A 21,285-nucleotide genomic window follows, 5' to 3' on the forward strand; every position below is an offset into this window, starting at 1 on the left:
AAAAAGCTGACAAGTAATTATTTGTCAGCTTTTTTTAACGTAATTGCATTTCTTGTATGACTAATATGTTCATAAAATAGTAGTTTATCACGGCTAAATACATGCAGTAAAACATGAATAATAAATAGGCCGTTAATGATAAATAGGAATAACAATGTAACGAGTAATACTAAAGGTTCTGTATGATTTAACATAGAGCTACTAGAAAGAATGTAATTGATTCCGCCTAACGCAAAATAAAATATACCGTAGCGAATAAATAGTTCTTTTAATGTAATACGATCTGATTTTCCTTTCAGGTGAATGCGAAGCAATGCTTTCCCAATTGTTTTTCCATTCGTAAAGTATGGAATAATAATAAAGTAAATAAGGATTGAACACGTAATGAAAATGAGTTCATACATATTGGTGTAAGATTGCATATTAGAAACGAAGAAAGAATTTCCTTTGTTTTTAATGACAGGTACAACGATAGATAAGAAAATCCAATCAATTTGCATTGCAATAAGGCGACGAATGAATCCGACTGGTTTCGTTTCCAAATCAATATAACTATCTAACTCATTTGTCTTCGGAAGGAAGTACGTAAATATTGGTGCAATGATAAAACCAATTACGCCACCTAATGTATTTAAAAACAAATCATCGATATCAAATAATCGGTATGCACAATTGTATATACCGTATAATCCAGTCACTTGTGTTAGCTCGAAAAATAGTGAAAGGAAAAAGGAAATGCAAATTGTTTGTAAGAAACTACGTCGGAAATAATAACGTAAGTAAATACCGAATGGAACAGTTAATAGAACATTAAAGGCAACTTGTAAAAACGCAGACTCTTTTAATAAGTAGAAATAAGTAGCTGGTTTCGTTAAAACTGCCGATGTATGACTACTAATCTCTTGCATGAAATAAAATGGTGAGAGTTGCATGTGTTGTGTATTAGCTGGTTGTAGGCTACAAGTATCAAACGTTTGTGGTAACGGCAAAATAACAAGAAAATAGGCATTTAATAAGTAAAGTAATAATGAGTATAAAATAAATGAGCGCCATTTATTTAAATAACCGTATTTTCGATAATTAAATATTAAAAAAGGGATTAAAAGAAACATTGCTAAAAAGGGAAATAAAATAAATGCTGTTTTTACTGGAAATAAATATGCAGTCAAAGTAAAACTCCTTTCAATGAAAATTCGTTTATCATTATAGCGCTAAAAATATTTAAATACAAAGTTAAAATCTTTCGAAATAGAAATAATTACTAATTTTATAGGAATTAAGTTATAATAAATTTAATATGAGGATATTATGATTATATAAGTTGAGAGAGGGTACAAGAGATGCGATATGAACTTTTTTCTGTAAGTGGGGATCATATTACGACTTTTGAAAGTGCATGGCGTTTTCAGGAGGGAGAACAGATTTTTGTTCATGATGATCAAACAAAAAGAAACTTTATTATTATTCGTCTGACGCATGATGTATTTCAACAAAATAAACATGTTATTCGTTTGTATTGTCAAGAAAAGAAAGTGTATGCATAAGAGAAGCCCTCTTACAGTATGAAAAGTAAGAGGGCTCTTTATCCCGCTATTTGTGGGAAGCACGATTGGTGAGGATTAAAGTTTCACTTTATCATTTTGCACTTCGTAAGGAATAAAAACAGAAGGGTTAATGTACATAGGTAGCATTTGATTTGGAAGAAAGGATATAGCCTTGTATTTTGCGCTTCAAAGTTACATTTCTTTCTCTTTGAGAAAGCCATGTACGGTAATCTTGTTGTGTTTTCCATAACATACGAATCATATATTCTGCCTTATCATTTGTACGATGAACATGTGAAAACTCTATGTTAATACAACCGTTCGTTCCGGGAGAAGGATAATATTGTTTAAGCCCATAAAGAAGCTCACTTTCATATCCGTACTTAATGTGAATGAGTTTAGTAACAATAAACATATAAACACCTCTTTTACGATAATAGTAGGAAAGATAGCTTTACTATAATAGTGAATTTAAATATTATTATATTATTCAGAAAATTCAAAGTAAATGATAGATTTTAACTTAATAAAGGTATAAAAAAGCGAGGCATCTAGTGTAATAGAATGACTCGCTTTCAATTTGTAAGTTTCATTTTATAAGAAAATAAGAGTAAGTACACCTACGATAATACAATAGAAAGAGAAATATTTTAAATTTCCTTTTGCCATAATGTTCATAAACCATTTTAGTGAAATATACGTCATGATAAATGTTGCGATGAATGCAACAACATATGGCACGAATAATGTGTCTAGATTTGGATCATTTGCAATGTCTGTAATGCTTAACAATAAGCCACCTAAGCTAACAGGAATGTATAGTAAGAATGAGAAGCGAAGAGCTGTTTCTTGCTTCATACCAAGTAACATTGCTGCTACGATTGTGGCACCAGATCGGCTTATTCCGGGAATCAGTGCGCAAGCTTGTGCTAATCCGACGATGATTGCATCTTTCATAGAAAGGTCGCCATCATTTTTACGACCGCGTAAATTTCTAATAATCCAAAGGCCGACAGCAGTAATGAGAAGGGAAATCCCAACCATCTTCACACCTTTTAAGTATTGATCGATGTAATCTTTAAATAAAACACCAATAACACCTGCTGGAATGGTTGCAATAACAAGATAAATAATAAAGAAGAAATCTGATTTTGCGTCTTCTGCTCTTGTAAATATATAAGAGAGACCATTCTTCGTTAGACGAATTAAATCATTTCTATAAATAAGTAATACAGCTAATAATGAAGCTGAATTAACAAGTAGTTCGAAGCTAAACCCTTCTATTTTTAGTCCTAGCAAATGTTGTGCTAAAACGAGGTGACCACTTGAAGAAATCGGAATTGGTTCTGTTAGTCCTTGGAACAGACCGAGAATTAAATATTTTAAAACGTAGTAAAATTGTTCCATAATAACCTCCTTGTTTATTAGTTGAAAGAAACAACTTTTCCATTATAACAAAGATATGGATGAATATTGAAAAGAAATAAATATTCGAAATAAAATAAAAATCCCTTATAGCAGTATAAGGGATTTTTATTTTTAATTAAGAATTTACTGTTCCTTGAAGACTTTTAGACAATTGAACATCGACTTTTTCAGCATCATGAATATGATTCATAATAGTAGTATTTAATTTTTGGAACATGTGTTGTGTGTTAGCGAATTCTCGTAATATGTCATCATTACAAGATTTTTGGTTTTCAATAGCCTTAATAACATTTGTAGCACCATTTTGTAACGTTTGAATCATAACTAAAATATTTTCAATTCTAGCGTTTGTATCGGCGCTCATTTCTACACCTTCATCGACTAAATGTAAATTATCTTTTGTGTTATCGTATGCTTTTTCAATTTCTTCTTGAATTTTTTTCGTTAAGTTGCCGATGTTTTTTGTACTTTCTGCTGTACTTTCTGCTAGTTTTCTTACTTCATTGGCAACGACAGCGAATCCTTTACCGTGCTCTCCAGCACGCGCGGCTTCAATACTCGCATTTAAAGCAAGTAAATTTGTTTGTGCTGCAATGTTTTGAATGACTTCTACAATTTGCTCGATTTCCTTTGAGCGTTCGCTTAGATGATTCATACTATTAGACGTGCGTTGGGATTGTTCACCTAATTTATTAATTACAATAAGTAAGCGGTGAACGGATTCTTTTCCTTCATTAGAGCAGTCAATAATTTCTGCAATAGACTGAATTAAGCTTTGTTCCTTTTGCAACATTTCATTATTTAACTCATTGGAATGTGTCGTACGTGTTGAAACATTCTCGAAACATGAGCTTAATTGTTGAACTAAATTTTGGAGTGTATTGTGTTGGTTATTTACAAGTTGATGCTCTTGGACAACGCTTTGTACACGATCGTGGATAGTAGAAATAGTCTCTTGTTTTTCAATATCTTTTTGTTTTAATTCTGCTTCTAATTCTTGTATACGCTCTTCTAATTGAGCAATTGTATGTTGGAGTGATTTCTTTTGAGTAAACATGTATTTATTTCAACCGCCTTCGAAAGTTATATTTTCTCTATATTTGGATTTTAGCATCTTTTGTATTTTTTAAATATAGGAATTGTTAAATATTTAAGAATCTATTACATTTTATTCATAATTCTCTTTTTTTCGTCACGAAAAATAAACTGTATTTAATCGTTTTGTAAACAAACTGTAAAATAAATCATGTATAACTGTATAAGAAGGGAGTCGGATTATGAACTATTTTAAGCGAATCAGTAGTCTAGTATTAGCAGGAATTATCGGTCTTTCTAGTACAGTCGCTGTAAAAGCAGAGTCAAACGACGAGAAACTTAACAACATGCAACAGCAATTGCAACAAAACGATGCAGAAATGCAAAAGAAAGAGCAAGAGAAGCAAGCTGTTAGTAAAGAAATTAAAGGTATCGAAAACGAACTACATAATTTAAATAATACAATTGCAAAAAATAAAGAGGATCAAGCTGCTATTCAACGTAAAATTGATGAAACACATAAGCAGATTGAACAAAAAAAGGAAGAAATTATCGTTTTAGAGGATAAAGTCCTTGCTCGTAAAGATATTATGAGAAAACGTATGGTTTCTGTTCAAAACAGTTCAAATACAAGTTTAGTAGTAGAAGTTGTAGTAGAGTCAAAAAACTTTGCAGACTTCTTACAACGTATGAACGCAGTTTCTACTATTCTAGAAGCTGATAAAGAAATTTTACGTCTACAAGAACAAGATCTTCGTCAAATTGAAGAGGACAAGAAAACAATTGACGAAAAAGAAGCATCTTTAGTAGTAGACAAACAAAAATTAGCAAAAGCGCAAGCTGAACTGCAAGATAACTTGAAGAAACGTCAAGATAACTTACAAACAGTTCAAGCTAAATATAATGAGGTTGCAAGTCAACTTAATTTAGCAGCGGAAGAGAAAGCTAAAATTGAATCAAATATGAAGGCAGTACAAGAAACGATTGCTCGTGAGCAAGAAGCAGCAAGAATCGCAGCGGAAGAGCGTGCAAAAGCAGAAGCGGCTGCAAAAGCAGAGCAAGAAGCCTTAGCGAAAGCACAAGCAGAAATTGCTGAAAAGCAAAAGCAAGAAAAAGCTAGTAAACCGGCAGAACCAGTTGCTAATAATAATTCGAAGGTAGAACCTGCACAACCTTCTAAGCCAACTGCTGGTGGGAAAGAAATTTATGTAGAAGCTACAGCTTATACAGCTGATCCAGCGGAAAATGGTTATGCGTCAGGTCAACAAGTATTTTCTGCATGGGGACCAGGTGGTAAAGGTTATAATCTAACTGCAAACCCAGGAATGAAATTAATTGCTGTAGATCCAAGTGTTATTCCATTAGGCAAAACTGTAAATGTTGAAGGTTATGGAGTCGCAATTGCAGCAGATACTGGTGGAGCGATTAAAGGTAACAGAATTGATGTGTTAATGCCTGATAAAGGGTCTTCTAGTCAATGGGGAAGAAAAATCGTTAAAGTTACAATTTTAAACTAAAACGTAATCCAACTTTACAATACGTAGAGTTGGATTTTTTTATAATAATAATGTTAAGTTGAGTTTACATTTTGTTAAGGATAGCATACAATAATGGTGAGAGGTGGTAAATTTGACCATTTTAAACAGGGTAAAAGAATTAAGAGCTCGTTTTAATTTTTCACAAAGTGTATTAGCAGAAAAGGTTGGAGTGACGAGACAAACAATTGCTGCAATTGAAAAAGGGGATTACGTTCCTTCATTGTTACTAGCATTGACGATTTGTGATGTATTCCAGTTAAAGATGGAAGACGTGTTTGTTTTAAATAAGGAGGGGGAAGAGGATGAATAGAATTGGTTTTTCTTATATTATAAATGTACTCTATACTGCACTAGCATGCTGGACATTTGTTGAATTTTATAGTGTTATTACAGAGTTAGCAGACATATTTAAAAACGAGAAATTCCCGTTTGAAGTAGCGGTTAATGGAGTACCATTTATTTTATTATTTATTGGAGCTATTATAGTTACAATTTTTTATAGAATTCAAAAGAAAAAATATAAGAATTTATCTTTTTGGATGTATCCATTATTATTTCCACTAGAAGATGAACGTGAAAAAGCGATTACGGATAAAGCTTGTCGAACAACATTTGTATCGTTATGGTTTGTGTTACCTTGTGCAGTTGGATTTTTAACTTTTTCGCCTATTATTAATGAATATCTTCCTGGATACCCATTATATATTCTATTTTCTATCTTCTTTATTCAAATGACAGTATTTCACGTATCACTATACAGAAATAAATTAGCTTAAAAAGAAACCTTCTTGCACCGGCAAGAAGGTTTCTTTTCAGCTAATACTTGTACATATAGCGATATTATTTTATCATTTTATATAGAGTAAGATTTTGTAAGGGAAAGGAATTGTATATGAATAAGCAAAGAATTTATAGTATAGTAGCAATCCTTCTATTTGTTGTAGGTGGCGTGTTAATTGGAAAGCCATTTTATGATGGATATCAGGCTGAAAAGAAACAGACTGAAAATGTGCAGGCTGTTCAAAAGATGGATTATGAAAAGCATGAGACGGAATTTGTAGATGCTTCCAAAATTAATCAACCAGACTTGGCGGAAGTAGCGAATGCATCATTAGATAAGAAACAAGTAATCGGTCGTATTTCGATTCCAAGTGTTTCAGTAGAACTGCCTGTTTTAAAAGCTTCTACTGAAAAAAACTTATTATCAGGTGCAGCGACAGTAAAAGAGAATCAAGTTATGGGAAAAGGAAATTACGCACTAGCAGGACATAACATGTCTAAAAAAGGTGTTTTATTTAGTGATATAGCTTCTTTGAAAAAAGGTGATAAAATTTATTTGTATGACAATGAAAATGAATATGAGTATGCGGTTACTGGTGTATCTGAAGTAACTCCTGATAAGTGGGAAGTTGTAGAGGATCATGGGAAAGATGAGATAACGCTTATTACATGTGTATCTGTAAAGGATAATTCTAAGCGTTATGTTGTTGCTGGTGATTTAGTAGGAACGAAGGCGAAGAAGTAAAAAAAGAAGGTGAACTCTTTAAAGAGTTCACCTTCTTTTTTACTAATGTTGAGAAATAATAGATTATTTTGGTTGGCATTTAAGTATTCTTCTATTTATGTATAATAAAGTTAGAATTCTATATTTTGGGAGGAACAAGAGTGAGACAACAGGTGAAGAAACTTCTTTTAACAACGAGTATAGCGTTATTGGTAGCTCCAATTTCAGCTTATGCGCATCCAGGGCGTACAGATGCTAATGGCGGACATACGTGTCGTACAAATTGTGAGAAATGGGGATTACAGTACGGGGAATATCATTATCACAATAAACCAGCCTCTAGTAGTGGTGCAACGAGCCCAGCTCCTAGCCAGAATAATAATAGTGCTGTAGAAGCTGAGAGACAAGCAGAAGCACAGCGTAAAGCTGAAGAAGAGAGACAACGTGTAGCCGAGGAACAAAGAAAAGCTGAAGAGGCACGTAAACAAGAGGAAGCGCAGCGCCAAGCTGATATGGAAAAAGGTCAACTTGAAGGTCAAAAGAATGGAGAAAATGATTTTAAAGCAGGAAAAAATGATGCAGAAGTGCATCTAGCTGGAAAATCTGATGCATATAAACAAGCGTTTAAAGCGACTTATGCAGCCGCATGGTCTTTAGAAGAGCAGAAGAAAACGCATTTTGAAAAAGGAAAAGAACAAGGTTTAGCACAAGAGACGATGGACGATAGTCAAGTTGCTGCAGAGTTTAAGGTAAACTTTGTAGACGGGTTCAAAGTAGGGAATAAAGAAAGAACAGAAAAAATTGAAAAAGAGCAAGCTGAATTAGGGGAAAAGACAGGGAAAGAACTAGCCGAAAAGAATCCTGGAAATAGAGAGAAAGAAGTATACGTGAAGGCATATGAAACAGCGTATGAAAAAGGCTATAAGTCTACAAAAAAGGCAGTAGAAAAAGCTGGCTATAAGTATGCATTTGAAAACTATGATTTAAAAGTTCCTGCTAAGTATGAAAGAAATGAATTGTTAAAGAAATGGTTTACTGAAGGATTTAAATCGAATAAAAAAGCAGCGGAAATTCGAGAAGAAGGGTATAAAAAGGGAGACAGCTGGTTCTCATTCTTCTATAAGAGTTTCGTACCAAGTGAATATAAAGAACATAAAGAGCTGTACGAACAAGCAATAGAAAAAGGTAAAACAGCATAAAAAAAGATGAGGAGAAATTCCTCATCTTTTTTAATCCATCCATTTCACTAATTTCTTAGAAATTAATAATAAAACACAACCTAATACAATTGCCACAGCGCCAATAACTGTGAATACTTCAGCGTATCCAAGTGAAGTTGTGAAGCTTGCAAGTTGTCCGCCTAAAATGTTGGCGATACCTGAACTTGCTAGCCATACACCCATTAGTAAAGATGCTAATTTTACCGGAGCAAGCGCACTAACCATTGATAGTCCGACAGGTGATAAGAATAGCTCACCTAACGTATGGAAAAGATACGTAAAGACGATAAATAGTAAGTTTGCTTTTTCTGTAATGTTATGTTCATCACTACCTGTTTTTAATGTAGCGATAACGAGAATGATATAACCGATACCGAGCAAGATCATCCCAAGTCCCATTTTAGTTGGGATTTTTAAATCACCGCGCTTGCGAGTTGCAAGTTTTGCCCATAATGCAGAAATGACTGGAGCAAGCAAAATAATAAATAATGGATTGACCGATTGGAACCAAGATGTTGGAACTTCCCATCCGAACACAGAGCGGTCTACAAATTTGTTTGTATATAATGTTAATGAGCTACCAGCTTGTTCAAAGCCAGCCCAGAAGAAGACAACGAAGCATGTTAAAATGACGATAACTGCGGTACGTTGTTTTTCTTTTTTTGTTAATGGTGTATCTCCTACTGATGGTTGTCCAGCAGCTGTTTGTAAATCGCGAGTTGGTTTTTTACCGATATTACCAAGGAAGCGATTTGATAGTGTTGTAAATAAAATTTGTCCAATAATCATTCCGATTGAAGCGGCTAAGAAACCGTAACGGAATCCGTAATGTACAACGCCATCAACTGTTGTTTTGAATAAATTTTCTGATAAAAATCCGCAAACGAGTGGAGCTAAAAATGACCCGACGTTAATACCCATATAGAAAATGGTAAATGCACTATCACGTTTTGGATCGTTCTCTTCGTATAATTCTCCAACCAGTGTAGAGATGTTCGGTTTGAAGAATCCGTTACCGATAATAATAAGCGCTAATCCGAGGTATAGGCCTAATTGGTTTTGCAAGGCAAATAGTGTAAGGTTACCGATTGCCATTGTTATACCACCAATTGTGATCGCTTTTCGTCTACCTAGAAAACGATCTGTTAAGTATCCACCAATCATTGGTGTGAAATAACAGGCTCCAGTGTAAAATCCGTAAATAGAGAGTGCCCATGCGGGACTAAACCCAAGACCACCGCTTACTAAAGCTGTCGTTAAATATAATGTTAATAATCCTCGTAATCCATAGTAACTAAATCTTTCCCACATTTCTGTAAAGAAGAGTAAGTATAAACCTGGAGGATGTTTCTTTTTTCTTTGTTGTTCTTTTTCTAGTTGTATCGTTGATTCCATTTTATTTTCCTCCTGACACAAACAAAAACAAAGTTAATAATTTTGTACATTTAATATTTTACCTTATTAACTATTATAAGTCAATAAAGGTTGATTTTTCAGAAGAAATTGGAAAAGGGGGATAGCTATAGAAGGGGTGTTTCTTTTGTGATAGACTATGGACTATGTTTTCTTTGTAAGGAAGCGGGTTATTGTACTTTTTTATATGTGGAATTGATTTCATAAGAGATGAAATTAAAGAAGGAGAAAGAAATGAAATTGTTACAGAAAAAAGAAATTTTACTTATTAGTCTTATGTTATTTTCGATGTTCTTTGGAGCAGGGAATCTTATATTCCCACCTTTTCTTGGATATGAAGCAGGAGAACATGTGTGGATTTCATTAGTAGGATTTATTATATCAGCAACAGGTCTTCCTATATTAGGTGTTATTTCTATTGCGAAAGCAGGAAGTTTTCAAACGTTAGCGGGTAGAGTTCATTCTTCATTTGCAATTATTTTTCCATGTATCGTGTATGTATTTATTGGACCTGGGCTTGGTATACCACGTGCGGGAAGTTTAGCTTTTGAAATGGGGCCAGGTCAGTTATTCCCTGAAGCAGGAAGCGGAGTATTATTGTTTTACACAGTTATTTTCTTTAGTATTGTTTACTGGTTAAGTTTATCACCATCTAAGTTAATGGGTTTGTTTGGGAAAGTTTTAACACCATTATTATTATGTATGATTGCCATTATTTTTATAAAAAGTATGTTTACATCAGTAGGTGGCGTGAAAGAGGCTGCGGGGAATTATGGACAAGCTCCTATGTTTCAAGGATTTTTAGATGGATATTTAACAATGGACGCGTTAGCTGCTTTAATTTTTGGAATTGTGATTGCAAATGCATTACGTGCAAAAGGTATTGAAGATGATAAAGGTTTAGCGAAATATATGAGTATTGCTGGAATCGGGGCAGGCCTATTATTATCGATTATTTATGTCATCCTTGGATATGTGGGGTCAATTAGTGGCTCATTAGGAACATTTGATAACGGTGCGAAAGTGTTAGCACAAGTGATGACCACATTATTTGGACAGGGCGGAGTCGTTTTATTAGGTCTTATTTTTACTATCGCGTGTTTATGTGTTTCAATTGGACTTGTTACGTCTTGTAGTCAATTTTTTGCAAGTGCATTTCCGAAAGTATCTTATAAAGTTTGGGCATTTATAGTAAGCGTTGTTAGTATGATCTTAGCTAATTTAGGATTAACGCAAATTTTAAAAGTGTCAGTACCAATTCTTGGATTTATTTATCCGATTGCATTAACACTTATTATTCTAGGTTTATTCCATAAGTATATGGGAAAGTATGCATACGTATATGCAGTGACCGTTGAGGTTGTAGCGATATTTAGTGCAATTGATATTTTAAATAAAAATGTAATGATGAATCAGTGGACGTCAGTATTAAAATATATTCCGTTTTATACAGAAGGTGTTGGGTGGATAGTTCCAGCTATTATAGGCGTGTGTGTTGGTGTCATCGTTAGCATTGCTTTAAATAAGAATAAATGAGTAAAAAGGTGTTTTCCTATTTTGGGAAGGCACCTTTCTTTTTTTGGAAAAAATACTATTGAAAATGAATAGACTAAGAGTATGATAAAGATAATTGGTAATATATAGGTTCAATGAAAAGTTACGAATGAGGGGGAGCGTATGAAGAAGGATTTGGATAAGAAAATAGAAGCACTCGAAACGGCAATTGAAACGATTCAAGAAGCACTTGCTGAATTAAAAGTGAAGCAAAGGGAAATAGAAGTAGAGAACGCTCAGCAACATGTTAGTAAGGAAAAGAAAGAATATATTGAAACGGTAATGGAGGAAAAGCCAAAAGAAGAAATAGTTACGATAAAAGAGCCTATGCAAGAATATGAGGTAAAACAAGTAGATATATCTGCTTTTAAACCAGAGCCATTTAATATTATTAAGTTTTGTCAAACGTGGTTACCGCGTGTATTTGTCGGTATTATGTTGCTTGGAGTGATCTGGTTATTTAAAGCAGGGGTAGATGCTGGTTTATTAACACCAGCAATACGAATTGTGTTTGGTATCGCATTATCTATCGGTTTGTATTATATAGGAGATATTCAAATTAAAAGAGAGCGGCAGGCGTTAGGATTAGTATTGGTTGGAGGAAGTATTTCGGGGATTGTTTTAACGACGTTTGCGGCACATTATTTGTATGCATTTATTCCGGCAAGTATCGCGTTTCTCTTTAATATTGCATGGGTTATTTTAGGGATTTATTTAGCGAAAAGATATAACTCGGAATACCTTACTATCTTCGTAGCGGTAGGAGCGTTCTTCGTGCCATTCTTGTTAAATAGTACGACTCCTAATCCTTATATTTTCTTCGGATACGAGACGATATTAACACTTAGTTTATTATGGTATGGATTGAAAAATCGTTATAAATACTTATATATGATTTCTTACGCTGTTGCGGCCATTGTTCTTTTTGTCTTCTTTGCTGTTATGTCAATATTAGTAGAGAACTTGCAAATACAGTTAACGATTGTATATGGTTTGATTCATTTACTATTATTTTGGCATATGTTTACGGAGAGAAGTTTTATACCAGAACCACGTTTGGCGATATTTAGTGCGAATGCAGTTTTCTTTATACTAGCTATTGCCAAAATACCTGATTTTACAACATGGGGATTGATTATTAGTGCAATTGTGCACGCTGCTATGTTTGTGCTTGAGTATAGGAAGAATAGACATTCTATATTTACAAATCTCTTATTTGGTTTCGCGATGGGAGCATTTAGTTTAGCGATTTTATACGAGTATAGTTTAGTGAATGCAGCGATTGTACTATTATTACAAGGTTTCCTCGGCATGGTCACTTCTATTAAAGGAAAACAACAGATAAAATTGTATGTTAGTGCGACGGTTTATGCAATTGGAATGATACAGACGATTTTTAGCCCGTTTGATGAATTTATTTCGGCAGGTTTTGTTGCTCATCTTATTTTAATAGGAACGTTCTATTATTGCATGAGACAAGCGAAAGAAGTGTTAGCGAGTATGGGTAAGTATGTGTACTCTATAGCGCTCTACTGGTTAATGGTCATTGTATTTATTACAATCACTAGAATTGGTGAAGTTCTTTCTACAGATGGAAGTATAATTAGCGTATCTGTATCGTTATTATGGATGATATATGCGTTATTTGCAGTTTGGTTTGGTCGTTATAGACAGATGAATGAAATATTATATGCTGGATTAATCGTATTAGTAGTAACGGTAGGGAAGTTATTCCTACTTGACTTACCAGAGGTATCGATGATGATTAGGGCAGTGTTATTCCTAATCGTCGGTAGTATAGGTATCGTTATTTCAAGAATGTTTTTCTCGAAGGAAGAGAAGTGAGAAGAAGGCAATCCATGTATGGATTGCCTTCTTCATTATTTTTTATTAATCGTTACAGTTTCATTATATTTCGCTGTTGTATTTTGACGTAGACGAAGCGTTGCTTGTCCAGTTGTATTTGAATCAATCTGTACATTTACAACTTTTTCAGCAGAGCCTAAGCTGTTTGTTGTGAAAGAGAATGCACTACTATATCCGAAAGCAGATGGCCAAGTGCCGTTTGTATTTTGAACTTTTGCTACTTGTGTTCCACCAGTAGTGAATATACCTAAAGAATAGTTGTTATAAGTTGTATTAGGTAGTAAGTTATTTACTTGAATCTTCATTTGGAAAATTTCATTGTTTGGTAGAATGCTAGGGTGTGTAACGACGTAGTCGCTTGTTGTTACCGCACCGTTATAACCGTATGAACCTGGTTTAAAAGTATTTGTATTAAACCATTGATAACCTGCATTTGGTGCACTCCAAGGTTCAGGTTGTGGTTCTGTTGATAAGCTTGGCTGTTCAAATGTTTGTAGAGCTGTAGGTGAATCAAGCTGTAAACCATTTACTTGATCTAAACTTGTAAATGTCTCTTTATTCGATAACCAATTTACGATGTTTTCTAATAAAATCGCATCGTTTTCTTCTTTATAACCATCGTAAGTTTTCTTTGTTTGGCCAGAATCTTCACGAACGTACTTTGGTGTAGCATCTTCAACAGGAGAAGAGTCACCAATAAAGGCAGCTTTTCCAAGTCCTACTTTTGCAATTGCAGCATATGGGCCTTCTGCAATACCACCGCCATTATAAACGCCACTATCAACAGCGTTATTCCATTTTGATGGATTTTCTGGAAGGTAAACAAGTCCTTTTGCTAGTTTTGGGTTTGTAATTGCTAGAGTAGAACCAGCATGCATTGCTACAGAAGAGACACCTTTTGTAATTCCGAAAGATTGTTCAGGCGATACAATTGTTTTCGCTGAAACATCACCAAGTGCATTGTAGCGGAAGCGAATACCGAAGTTGTCAGATAGCCAATCAGAGCTTTCTACTCCTTGCATAGCTTGTGAATTTGCTTCTTCATTAGACATTCCTTTTGCTGGATTATCCCAAGCACCGCGTCTATATCCATTAAATACTTCAGAAGAGTCCCAGCGATTTTTATTACGATCCGCATTGTAATGATCGGCAATAAAGAAGATACTACCACCATTTTTTACATATTGTAACATAGCGTCCTGCTCAGATTTTTTGTAAGGAATATTAGCTTCTGGAACGATAAATACATTGTAACCATTTAAGTCTTCGTACGTAATAGGTGTTGATTTACGAAGTTCTTTTACGTGATATCCGTTTTTTGCAATGCCGTTTCCGAAGTCAGAAAAGCCGCCGTCAATAACCCAGTCAGCTGTCCCAGCAGTTTGACCGTGTGTATTATCGAATAATACTTTCTTCCCATTGTTTTGATTTACAACTTTTGCAGCAATTTCAGGAGCTGGGTCTACAGAGCTTTCGGCATAAGTAGACGGTATGAACGAGGTCCCTATACTTAGTGTAATTGCTGTTGCTAAAGAAAATGTAATCCATTTTTTATTCTTCATAGAAGAATCCCCCTAATAATAAATATATGTGCTTTAATAATGTAATTTATTTTTCTGTAAAAATAAAGACGGAAAACATAAAAAATATTAAAAGATTGTAAAAATACCGTGAATTTTGTTGAGAAATATTTATATAGATATAAAAGCACCCCTTCCAAGTAATAAGGAAGGGGTATTTTGCTTAACTAATTTTTGAGTTAGGTGTTTCATCAATCTTATGAAACCCTTTCATGTAATATACGATTGCTAAGCCGATAAGCCAAATTGGGCCGACAATCAATGCAATTCGTGTATCTTCTGAATACGCCATTATACCTAGTACTAATACAAGGAAAACAAGTGAGAAATATGAGCTTAATGGGTATAAAGGCATTTTATACGATAACTTTTGTTTATTTTGAGTAGGTAAGCTTTTACGGAATTTAATTTGAGCAACTAATATAATTCCCCAAGTCCAAATTGCGCCGAAAGTTGAAATGCTAGTAAGCCATGTAAATACCTTTGCAGGTACGAGATAGTTTAATATAACACCAATGAGTAAAACGATAGCGGTTGCTACAATTCCTTGGCTTGGAATGCCGTTTTTATTTAAACGACCAAATCTTTCAGGAGCTTTTTTCTGCTGAGCTAATGTAAATAGCATACGGCCTGTACTAAATAAACCACCGTTACAAGAAGAAAGAGCTGCTGTTAATACGACAAAGTTAATAATACCTGCTGCTTTTGCGATACCAATTTGCTGGAATGTTAATACGAATGGGCTTCCTTTCTCACCAAGTTCGTTCCATGGATAAATTGCCATCATAACGAATAGAGCTCCTACGTAGAACAGTAATATTCTCCAAAACACGTTATCAATTGCTTTTGCGAGTGTTTTCTTCGGATTTTGAGCTTCACCAGCTGTAACACCGATTAATTCAACGCCTAAATAAGCGAATAGTACCATCTGCATGGAGAGTAGTAACCCAGAAAAACCATTTGGGAACCAGCCACCATGTGACCAAAGGTTTGAAATACCAGTAGCGATACCACCGTTTCCGAATCCGAATAAAATAATACCAGCGCCGACTACTATCATACAGATAATTGTGACAATTTTAATGAGAGCAAACCAAAACTCAAGTTCTCCAAATACTTTTACCGATAAGAAGTTAAAAGCGCTCATTAACAATAGAGCAAGTAACGCCCAAGTCCAGCGCGGGATATCTGGAAACCAGTACTGCATGTAAATACCAGCTGCTGTAATTTCAGCCATACAAGTAACAACCCATAAGAACCAGTAATTCCAACCAGTAATATAACCAGCGAGTGGGCTGATATAATCATATGCATATTTACTAAAAGAACCGGCAACAGGTTGTTCAATTGCCATTTCCCCGAGAGCTCGCATAATGAAAAAAATAACGAGTCCGGCAATCATATAGCCTAGTAAAATAGAAGGACCGGCTAGTTTAATAGCGGAAGCGGATCCTAAAAATAGCCCAACACCAATAGCTGAGCCAAGTGACATTAAAGTAATATGTCGTTCTTTTAAACCACGATTTAAAGTTCCAGATTTGTTTGTGTGCTGCATAAGAAGAATCCCCCTTGTAGAGTGAACGATATTTGAATGCGTTTACTAAATATTTAACTATTTCAAATTATAAAACATTTCCATCTGTTATGCTACAAAAATAATCATAATGAACTGTACTACATCTGTATTTGTCAGACTTAAACTTAAAATTCGAACTATTAGGGAATATATTGACTCTTCTTTTTATTGATTGTTAAGATTAAGTATTATATTTTCTCACATACTAGTAAGAAAAGAATGTGTGATAATAATTCAGGTGTAGGAAGGGTACATAAGCATGTTTCAATTACAAAAATATAACACTTCTGTGAAGCAAGAGTTTTTAGCTGGCATCACAACTTTTTTTACATTTGCGTATATTCTTGTCATCAATCCAAAAATATTATCTGATGCAGGTATACCATTTGACCAAGCGTTTACAGCAACAATTATTGCAACCGTTGTTGGAACAGTAGGTATGGCGATTTTCGCGAATTACCCGATTGTTATTGCTCCAGCTATGGGAATGAATGCATATTTTGCTTATTCTGTTGTACAGAAGGCAGAAGGGATTACATATGTAGTTGCCTTTTCAGCTGTATTTGTAACGGGGATTATTTTTCTTTTATTATCTTTTACTTCGTTTAGGCAAAAGTTAATTTTAGCAATTCCTGATAGTTTAAAGCATGCAATTGCAGGTGGAATTGGACTATTTATTGCTTTTATTGGATTGCGCCTTTCTGGAATTATCGTGGATCATCCGTCTAATTTAGTTACGATTGGTGATTTTCATTCTCCAGCCGTTATTTTAACTTTAATTGGTTTAATATTAGCGGCGGTATTAATGGCATTACGTGTGAGTGGTGCATTATTTATTAGTATGATTGTGACAGGAGTTATCGCCTTCTTTACAGGGCAATTGAAGTTTGCTGATAAAATTGTGGCGATGCCTCATTTGCCAGAGGGTATTATCGTTTCAAACCCAATCAATGCATTTTCAGATGTAATTGAATACGGATTATATGGTGTTGTATTTTCATTTTTACTTGTACTTTTATTCGATACAACAGGTGCATTACTTGGTTTAATTAAACAAGCAGGTTTAATTACAGACAATACAGAGAAGCGTTTTGGTAAAGCGTTTATTGCAGATGCAATTGGCGGGACTACAGGTTCTATCTTTGGAACAAGCCCAACAGCAGCGACGATTGAATCGTCAGCAGGTATTGCTGCAGGTGGGAAAACTGGATTAACAGGGATTGTAGTTGTTGGTCTAACAATTATAACGGCATTTTTCAGTCCTGTTATTGCTTCTTTATCAAGTGTAGCTGCTATTACAGCTCCTTCATTAATTATAGTAGGTAGTTTAATGGCACAAAGCATTCGAGATATTAATTGGAATGAATTTGAAGATGCGTTACCAGCATTTTTGATTTTTATAGGTATTCCGTTAACATCTAGTATTGCAAATGGAATCGCAATTGGATTTTTAGTATATCCGGTTTTGAAAATTGTGAAGGGTAAAGGAAAGGAAGTACATCCATTACTATACTTATTTACAATTTTATTTGGATGTCATTTATTTTTATAATATAGATATAGGAGAGGGAGCTTCTTATGAGAGGCTCCTTTTTTGTGTATAATAAAGTGAAACTATAGGCAGTAGTGGGGATTTATCCCCACTGTGTATTAGCCCGCATCAATCGGGATAATGTGGAAATTAAATTGATTTCGCAAAATATAAATTACCTAATGGAATATATATGTTACAATAAAGGTAGAGGAGGAACATGAATGGCTGTAAGTAAAATAAAAGTCGCGCGTGTTCAGTTAGATTTAACACAGCAAAAATTAGCAGAAAAAGTAGGCGTTACAAGGCAAACGATTAGTTTAATTGAGAAGGGGAAATACAACCCATCTTTAGATTTATGTTTGAAAATTTGTTATGCAGTAGATAAAACGTTGAATGATTTGTTTTGGGAGGAAAAGGAGTGATAGGATGAAAATCGTGAAAGATGAACGTTTAATGATTGAAGGGTTAAAACATATTAGATTAGTTTTCATCTTACAAAATATCGTCATACTAGCTATCGTCTTTTACCGCTATGTCTTGCAAGGGGCAGGATATGAAAATGTTTCGGATCTATTAATGGTATTTATGGGCGGGATCGTAGCCATTAACTTCTTAAATTTAAAACATTCTGTAGAGGCATATGAGCATACAGGTGGGGTATCACGTAGCTATTTCATGAAACTATTATTCATTCCGGTAGGTATTGTTATTGGACTGTTAGCTATTTGTATTATTGTAACACCGGATATTTCGATAAAAGAAATCAGTATAACAGCACTTATTATGTTTGCTTGTTTTTTAGGTCCTAGTTTATTTATCTACATGTATATGAAAAAGATAAAAAGTGAAGATTGAAATATAAGAAAAGCTTTCCCGTATTGAGGAAAGCTTTTCTTATATCTTTTTATACAGTACTTTATGAAGGCCAATCGGTTCAATTTCAAAGATTTCACCATGCTCCTGAAAGTCTAATCGCTTGTAATAGTCAGTTACAGTAATACGGCCATTACACCATAGGATGTTTGCTTTCCGTTCTTTTAAAATTTGTTCTGCCTTCTGAATTAAGGAGCTTCCAGCTCTTTTGTTCCGAAAGTTAGGTAATGTTGCCATTCCTCTTAGTCTATAATGGATACCATTTTGCAAATCAGGATATATTTCTTTTGAGAAGGAAGCGATGCTAATCAACTCATCGTTTATAAAGGCACCTAAGTGGAATGTGTCTTTTTCGTAGTCAGAAGAGTATTTACAGTTTGCTAGGGACTGATTAGGACGCAACACCGCTTGGCGTAATAAGTGTGTCTCGGATGCATCAATATACTGCACAGTAATCATATTATCATCCTTTCTTATAAACCTTTTTCTATAAGTTGTATAAAGAAGTATGCAGGTGCAGCGAGAAGACCGAGTATACTAGCGGTTCCGAGAAGGAGTGAAAGAAAAAGGCATGAGTATTTAACTCCATTTGATTTTTTCCAACCATAGCTGCAAATTTCAATGCTAACACCGATGAGAATAATGGCGACGAGTACTTCCGCTAATAATAAGAGAGCTAAAGTTACAATAGACATAATGTAATCCATCCTCATAATATGTGATAGTAACATTTTACCATATGAAATTAAAAAAATGCCCCTCAATTATGTGAGGGGCATTTTTTTACTCTAATATGTTTTTTAGTGTATCGATATGCTCTTTTGAACCTGTTACAAGTAATGTATCACCGTGTTGTAGTCTTGTATCACCATGTGGTATTAATGCTTTATTACCGCGGTAGATTTGAATCACAAGTACATCACCTAAAAACGGAAGGCGGCGAAGTGCAACGCCGTTATATTTATTGCTGCGTAGTTCAACTTCGCGTACTGTTTCGTTTGCAGTTGTAATTAAGCGAACGAGACTAGGTTTATCAATAAGTGCACGTAATAAAATACGTGTAGAGTTAATTGTTGAGAATACAGCGATATGTTCTTGCGTTGCTTTTTCTTGTAGAAGTGGATCTTCTACACTTGCAATAACATGTTCAACACCTAGCTCTTTTGCATGTTCTGCTAATAATAAGTTTTGTTCATCATCGCTTGTTGCAACAACGACGCGATCTGCATCAAATGCTGTTTGTTCAGTTAATGATGCGATTGTGATGTCATCTAATTTCACGATAGGGAAGTCATGCGATTTCGCTTCCTCATCATTTATTTTGTTTTGACGCATCATATATAGCGTTACGTCATAATCTTCTCGTTTTAAATCTAGTGATAACGGAAGGGTAATTCTGCTCGCGCCAATAATAGCTACTTTTGGTTTTGGTGTTTCTACTTTTGGGAACATTTTTTTAAACAATACAGGTGCAAAAATACAAGTAATAACTGCGCTTAAAATAAGAGAGGCAGATAAACTTGGACTGATGATCCCTAGTTTTTCACCAATTTGTGCAGCCGCAATAACTAAAGAAAGTGTCGATGTTAATAAGATTGCACTTCCAAGTACGATATTACGTGGATACCATTTTCGTAAGACGAGTGATGGTAAGAGTTTTGAAATAAAGAGTCCTATAATTAAGATTGGGATCATTAGCATGCTAGAAGGCTCTTTAAAAATAGACCATACCTCTAGATTTACACCAACCATTACGAAGAAAATAGGGATGAAGAAACCATAGCCGATGGAATCAAGTTTTTCCACCATATCTTCATTGGGTGATAATAACGATACAAGTACACCTGCTAAGAAGGCACCTAAAATATTTTCTGCTCCAACAGATTCCGATAACCCAACTAAGATTAAAATGAGTGCAAAAACAGCCCGTGTATCAATTTGTACACTACCAGCTTTTAAACTATCTAAGTATGGAATGTTTTTAAAGCGTTTTGCAATAAAGTAAATGACAATACCGGCACCGAATAGAAGAAGTAAGAGCCACATACTTTGGCCGCTTTCGGAATTTAATCCGACGAAAACAGCGAGTAAAATCATTGTAACTAAGTCTGCAATAACAGCAACTAATAAAATGATTTGTCCGATCGCAGTTTTTCCTAGGTTGTTTTCTTTTAATGTTGGTACAACAACCCCTAAAGAAATAGTTGAAATAATTAAAGTCATGAACATTGCATTATCTACAAATCCTAGCCATACGAATAGTAATGATAAGGCATAAGATAAGATGAAAATAAATAAGAAGATAATGCTTGCTGCTTGAAATGTATTTGGTTCGTTTGTCGTATTTTTTTTCCCTTTTTGTTTAAAGATAGAAAAGTCAATTTCTAAACCGCTTAAGAACATGAGGAAGATAAATCCTAATGTTGATAAAACTTGAAGCCATATATCTGGCTCAATAATATTAAACCCACTTTTACCTACAAAGATTCCTGCGATAATTTCTGCAACGACAACAGGAAGTGCTTTTAATTTAAAGCGTTGTAACAAAAGGGGAACGAAAAACGCGATTGCAACGACAACCATAAGTGATAGAACAGAAGTATGATGTTCCATTGCGTTC

Annotated in this window: 20 protein-coding genes and 1 pseudogene; 11 read left to right on the plus strand and 10 right to left on the minus strand. The window is 34.5% G+C overall.

What is annotated here, in order from left to right; translation table 11 throughout:
* Window positions 1-17: 17 nt before the first annotated feature.
* The gene (locus MR170_RS10565; RefSeq protein WP_242308213.1) at window positions 18-1,169 is read right to left on the minus strand and encodes a VanZ family protein; all 1,152 of its coding nucleotides are present in this window, start codon (window positions 1,167-1,169) and stop codon (window positions 18-20) included.
* A gap of 171 nt (window positions 1,170-1,340) precedes the next feature.
* On the opposite strand from MR170_RS10565, the gene MR170_RS10570 reads away from it, so the two are divergent.
* Complete coding sequence (locus MR170_RS10570; RefSeq protein ID WP_001268332.1) at window positions 1,341-1,544, plus strand: hypothetical protein; 204 nt, start codon at window positions 1,341-1,343, stop codon at window positions 1,542-1,544.
* Between the two features lie 127 nt (window positions 1,545-1,671).
* Here the strand turns inward: MR170_RS10570 and MR170_RS10575 are convergent, their stop codons facing one another.
* The 3 genes and pseudogenes from MR170_RS10575 to MR170_RS32695 all read right to left on the minus strand — a co-directional run.
* Window positions 1,672-1,959: an antibiotic biosynthesis monooxygenase gene (locus tag MR170_RS10575; protein WP_016083512.1), complete on the minus strand. Its 288-nt coding sequence runs from the start codon at window positions 1,957-1,959 to the stop codon at window positions 1,672-1,674.
* 179 nt (window positions 1,960-2,138) lie between these two features.
* Window positions 2,139-2,951: an undecaprenyl-diphosphate phosphatase gene (locus tag MR170_RS10580; RefSeq protein ID WP_000434794.1), complete on the minus strand. Its 813-nt coding sequence runs from the start codon at window positions 2,949-2,951 to the stop codon at window positions 2,139-2,141.
* 136 nt (window positions 2,952-3,087) lie between these two features.
* Window positions 3,088-3,618: pseudogene (locus MR170_RS32695) on the minus strand (methyl-accepting chemotaxis protein); the annotation flags it as partial.
* 631 nt (window positions 3,619-4,249) lie between these two features.
* Here MR170_RS32695 and MR170_RS10590 point away from each other — a divergent pair.
* From MR170_RS10590 to MR170_RS10610, 5 genes are all read left to right on the plus strand, one after another.
* Window positions 4,250-5,524, plus strand: coding sequence for a 3D domain-containing protein (locus MR170_RS10590; protein ID WP_029441638.1), 1,275 nt, complete (start codon window positions 4,250-4,252; stop codon window positions 5,522-5,524).
* Window positions 5,525-5,636: 112 nt separating this feature from the next.
* A complete protein-coding gene (locus MR170_RS10595) occupies window positions 5,637-5,855 on the plus strand; it encodes a helix-turn-helix transcriptional regulator (RefSeq protein ID WP_000154011.1) in 219 nt (72 codons plus the stop codon).
* On the plus strand, window positions 5,848-6,321 hold the full coding sequence (locus tag MR170_RS10600; RefSeq protein WP_016083509.1) for a DUF2178 domain-containing protein: 474 nt from the start codon (window positions 5,848-5,850) through the stop codon (window positions 6,319-6,321). Before MR170_RS10595 ends, MR170_RS10600 begins: the two co-directional genes overlap by 8 nt.
* 116 nt (window positions 6,322-6,437) lie before the next feature.
* Window positions 6,438-7,070, plus strand: a complete 633-nt coding sequence (locus MR170_RS10605; protein ID WP_001041724.1) for a class A sortase — start codon at window positions 6,438-6,440, stop codon at window positions 7,068-7,070.
* Between the two features lie 140 nt (window positions 7,071-7,210).
* Window positions 7,211-8,248 (plus strand): YHYH domain-containing protein, encoded by a 1,038-nt coding sequence (locus MR170_RS10610; protein ID WP_242308215.1) that lies wholly within the window; start codon window positions 7,211-7,213, stop codon window positions 8,246-8,248.
* 30 nt (window positions 8,249-8,278) lie between these two features.
* On the opposite strand, the gene MR170_RS10615 is transcribed toward MR170_RS10610, so the two are convergent.
* A complete protein-coding gene (locus MR170_RS10615) occupies window positions 8,279-9,664 on the minus strand; it encodes a peptide MFS transporter (RefSeq protein WP_029441641.1) in 1,386 nt (461 codons plus the stop codon).
* A gap of 252 nt (window positions 9,665-9,916) precedes the next feature.
* Between MR170_RS10615 and brnQ1 the strand changes: the two genes are divergently transcribed.
* On the plus strand, window positions 9,917-11,218 hold the full coding sequence (gene brnQ1 / locus MR170_RS10620; protein WP_242308217.1) for a branched-chain amino acid transport system II carrier protein BrnQ1: 1,302 nt from the start codon (window positions 9,917-9,919) through the stop codon (window positions 11,216-11,218).
* A gap of 141 nt (window positions 11,219-11,359) precedes the next feature.
* A complete protein-coding gene (locus MR170_RS10625; RefSeq protein WP_242308219.1) occupies window positions 11,360-13,081 on the plus strand; it encodes a DUF2339 domain-containing protein in 1,722 nt (573 codons plus the stop codon).
* A 35-nt stretch (window positions 13,082-13,116) separates the two neighbouring features.
* Here the strand turns inward: MR170_RS10625 and MR170_RS10630 are convergent, their stop codons facing one another.
* Both MR170_RS10630 and MR170_RS10635 read right to left on the minus strand, forming a co-directional pair.
* Window positions 13,117-14,664, minus strand: coding sequence for a DNA-binding protein (locus tag MR170_RS10630; protein ID WP_029441643.1), 1,548 nt, complete (start codon window positions 14,662-14,664; stop codon window positions 13,117-13,119).
* A 181-nt stretch (window positions 14,665-14,845) separates the two neighbouring features.
* A complete protein-coding gene (locus MR170_RS10635) occupies window positions 14,846-16,237 on the minus strand; it encodes an amino acid permease (RefSeq protein WP_001164901.1) in 1,392 nt (463 codons plus the stop codon).
* 280 nt (window positions 16,238-16,517) lie between these two features.
* On the opposite strand from MR170_RS10635, the gene MR170_RS10640 reads away from it, so the two are divergent.
* The 3 genes from MR170_RS10640 to MR170_RS10650 all read left to right on the plus strand — a co-directional run bounded on the left by MR170_RS10640 (window position 16,518) and on the right by MR170_RS10650 (window position 18,647).
* Entirely contained in the window at window positions 16,518-17,810 is a 1,293-nt protein-coding gene (locus MR170_RS10640; protein ID WP_016083503.1) for an NCS2 family permease, read from the plus strand.
* A 203-nt stretch (window positions 17,811-18,013) separates the two neighbouring features.
* The gene (locus MR170_RS10645) at window positions 18,014-18,214 is read left to right on the plus strand and encodes a helix-turn-helix transcriptional regulator (protein ID WP_000301177.1); all 201 of its coding nucleotides are present in this window, start codon (window positions 18,014-18,016) and stop codon (window positions 18,212-18,214) included.
* Between the two features lie 4 nt (window positions 18,215-18,218).
* Window positions 18,219-18,647 (plus strand): hypothetical protein, encoded by a 429-nt coding sequence (locus tag MR170_RS10650; RefSeq protein ID WP_016083502.1) that lies wholly within the window; start codon window positions 18,219-18,221, stop codon window positions 18,645-18,647.
* 39 nt (window positions 18,648-18,686) lie between these two features.
* Here the strand turns inward: MR170_RS10650 and MR170_RS10655 are convergent, their stop codons facing one another.
* The 3 genes from MR170_RS10655 to MR170_RS10665 are packed head-to-tail and all read right to left on the minus strand — an operon-like array spanning window position 18,687 to window position 21,278.
* On the minus strand, window positions 18,687-19,124 hold the full coding sequence (locus tag MR170_RS10655) for a GNAT family N-acetyltransferase (protein WP_016083501.1): 438 nt from the start codon (window positions 19,122-19,124) through the stop codon (window positions 18,687-18,689).
* Between the two features lie 14 nt (window positions 19,125-19,138).
* Window positions 19,139-19,396, minus strand: a complete 258-nt coding sequence (locus MR170_RS10660) for a DUF4022 family protein (RefSeq protein WP_003260542.1) — start codon at window positions 19,394-19,396, stop codon at window positions 19,139-19,141.
* A gap of 52 nt (window positions 19,397-19,448) precedes the next feature.
* Complete coding sequence (locus MR170_RS10665; RefSeq protein ID WP_016083500.1) at window positions 19,449-21,278, minus strand: monovalent cation:proton antiporter family protein; 1,830 nt, start codon at window positions 21,276-21,278, stop codon at window positions 19,449-19,451.
* Window positions 21,279-21,285: the final 7 nt, after the last annotated feature.

It is taken from the genome of Bacillus cereus group sp. BfR-BA-01524 (assembly GCF_022662595.1).
Classification (GTDB): Bacteria; Bacillota; Bacilli; order Bacillales; family Bacillaceae_G; genus Bacillus_A; species Bacillus_A thuringiensis_S.

Bases quoted from the DNA above. Each gene is read 5' to 3' on its own strand.
- MR170_RS10575 (WP_016083512.1), bottom strand. From the start codon at position 1,959: ATGTTTATTGTTACTAAACTCATTCACATTAAGTACGGATATGAAAGT.
- MR170_RS10635 (WP_001164901.1), bottom strand. From the start codon at position 16,237: ATGCAGCACACAAACAAATCTGGAACTTTAAATCGTGGTTTAAAAGAA.
- MR170_RS10640 (WP_016083503.1), top strand. From the start codon at position 16,518: ATGTTTCAATTACAAAAATATAACACTTCTGTGAAGCAAGAGTTTTTA.
- MR170_RS10600 (WP_016083509.1), top strand. From the start codon at position 5,848: ATGAATAGAATTGGTTTTTCTTATATTATAAATGTACTCTATACTGCA.
- MR170_RS10570 (WP_001268332.1), top strand. From the start codon at position 1,341: ATGCGATATGAACTTTTTTCTGTAAGTGGGGATCATATTACGACTTTT.
- MR170_RS10655 (WP_016083501.1), bottom strand. From the start codon at position 19,124: ATGATTACTGTGCAGTATATTGATGCATCCGAGACACACTTATTACGC.
- MR170_RS10615 (WP_029441641.1), bottom strand. From the start codon at position 9,664: ATGGAATCAACGATACAACTAGAAAAAGAACAACAAAGAAAAAAGAAA.
- MR170_RS10580 (WP_000434794.1), bottom strand. From the start codon at position 2,951: ATGGAACAATTTTACTACGTTTTAAAATATTTAATTCTCGGTCTGTTC.
- MR170_RS10605 (WP_001041724.1), top strand. From the start codon at position 6,438: ATGAATAAGCAAAGAATTTATAGTATAGTAGCAATCCTTCTATTTGTT.
- MR170_RS10660 (WP_003260542.1), bottom strand. From the start codon at position 19,396: ATGTTACTATCACATATTATGAGGATGGATTACATTATGTCTATTGTA.
- MR170_RS10590 (WP_029441638.1), top strand. From the start codon at position 4,250: ATGAACTATTTTAAGCGAATCAGTAGTCTAGTATTAGCAGGAATTATC.
- MR170_RS10625 (WP_242308219.1), top strand. From the start codon at position 11,360: ATGAAGAAGGATTTGGATAAGAAAATAGAAGCACTCGAAACGGCAATT.
- MR170_RS10650 (WP_016083502.1), top strand. From the start codon at position 18,219: ATGAAAATCGTGAAAGATGAACGTTTAATGATTGAAGGGTTAAAACAT.
- brnQ1 (WP_242308217.1), top strand. From the start codon at position 9,917: ATGAAATTGTTACAGAAAAAAGAAATTTTACTTATTAGTCTTATGTTA.
- MR170_RS10630 (WP_029441643.1), bottom strand. From the start codon at position 14,664: ATGAAGAATAAAAAATGGATTACATTTTCTTTAGCAACAGCAATTACA.
- MR170_RS10665 (WP_016083500.1), bottom strand. From the start codon at position 21,278: ATGGAACATCATACTTCTGTTCTATCACTTATGGTTGTCGTTGCAATC.
- MR170_RS10645 (WP_000301177.1), top strand. From the start codon at position 18,014: ATGGCTGTAAGTAAAATAAAAGTCGCGCGTGTTCAGTTAGATTTAACA.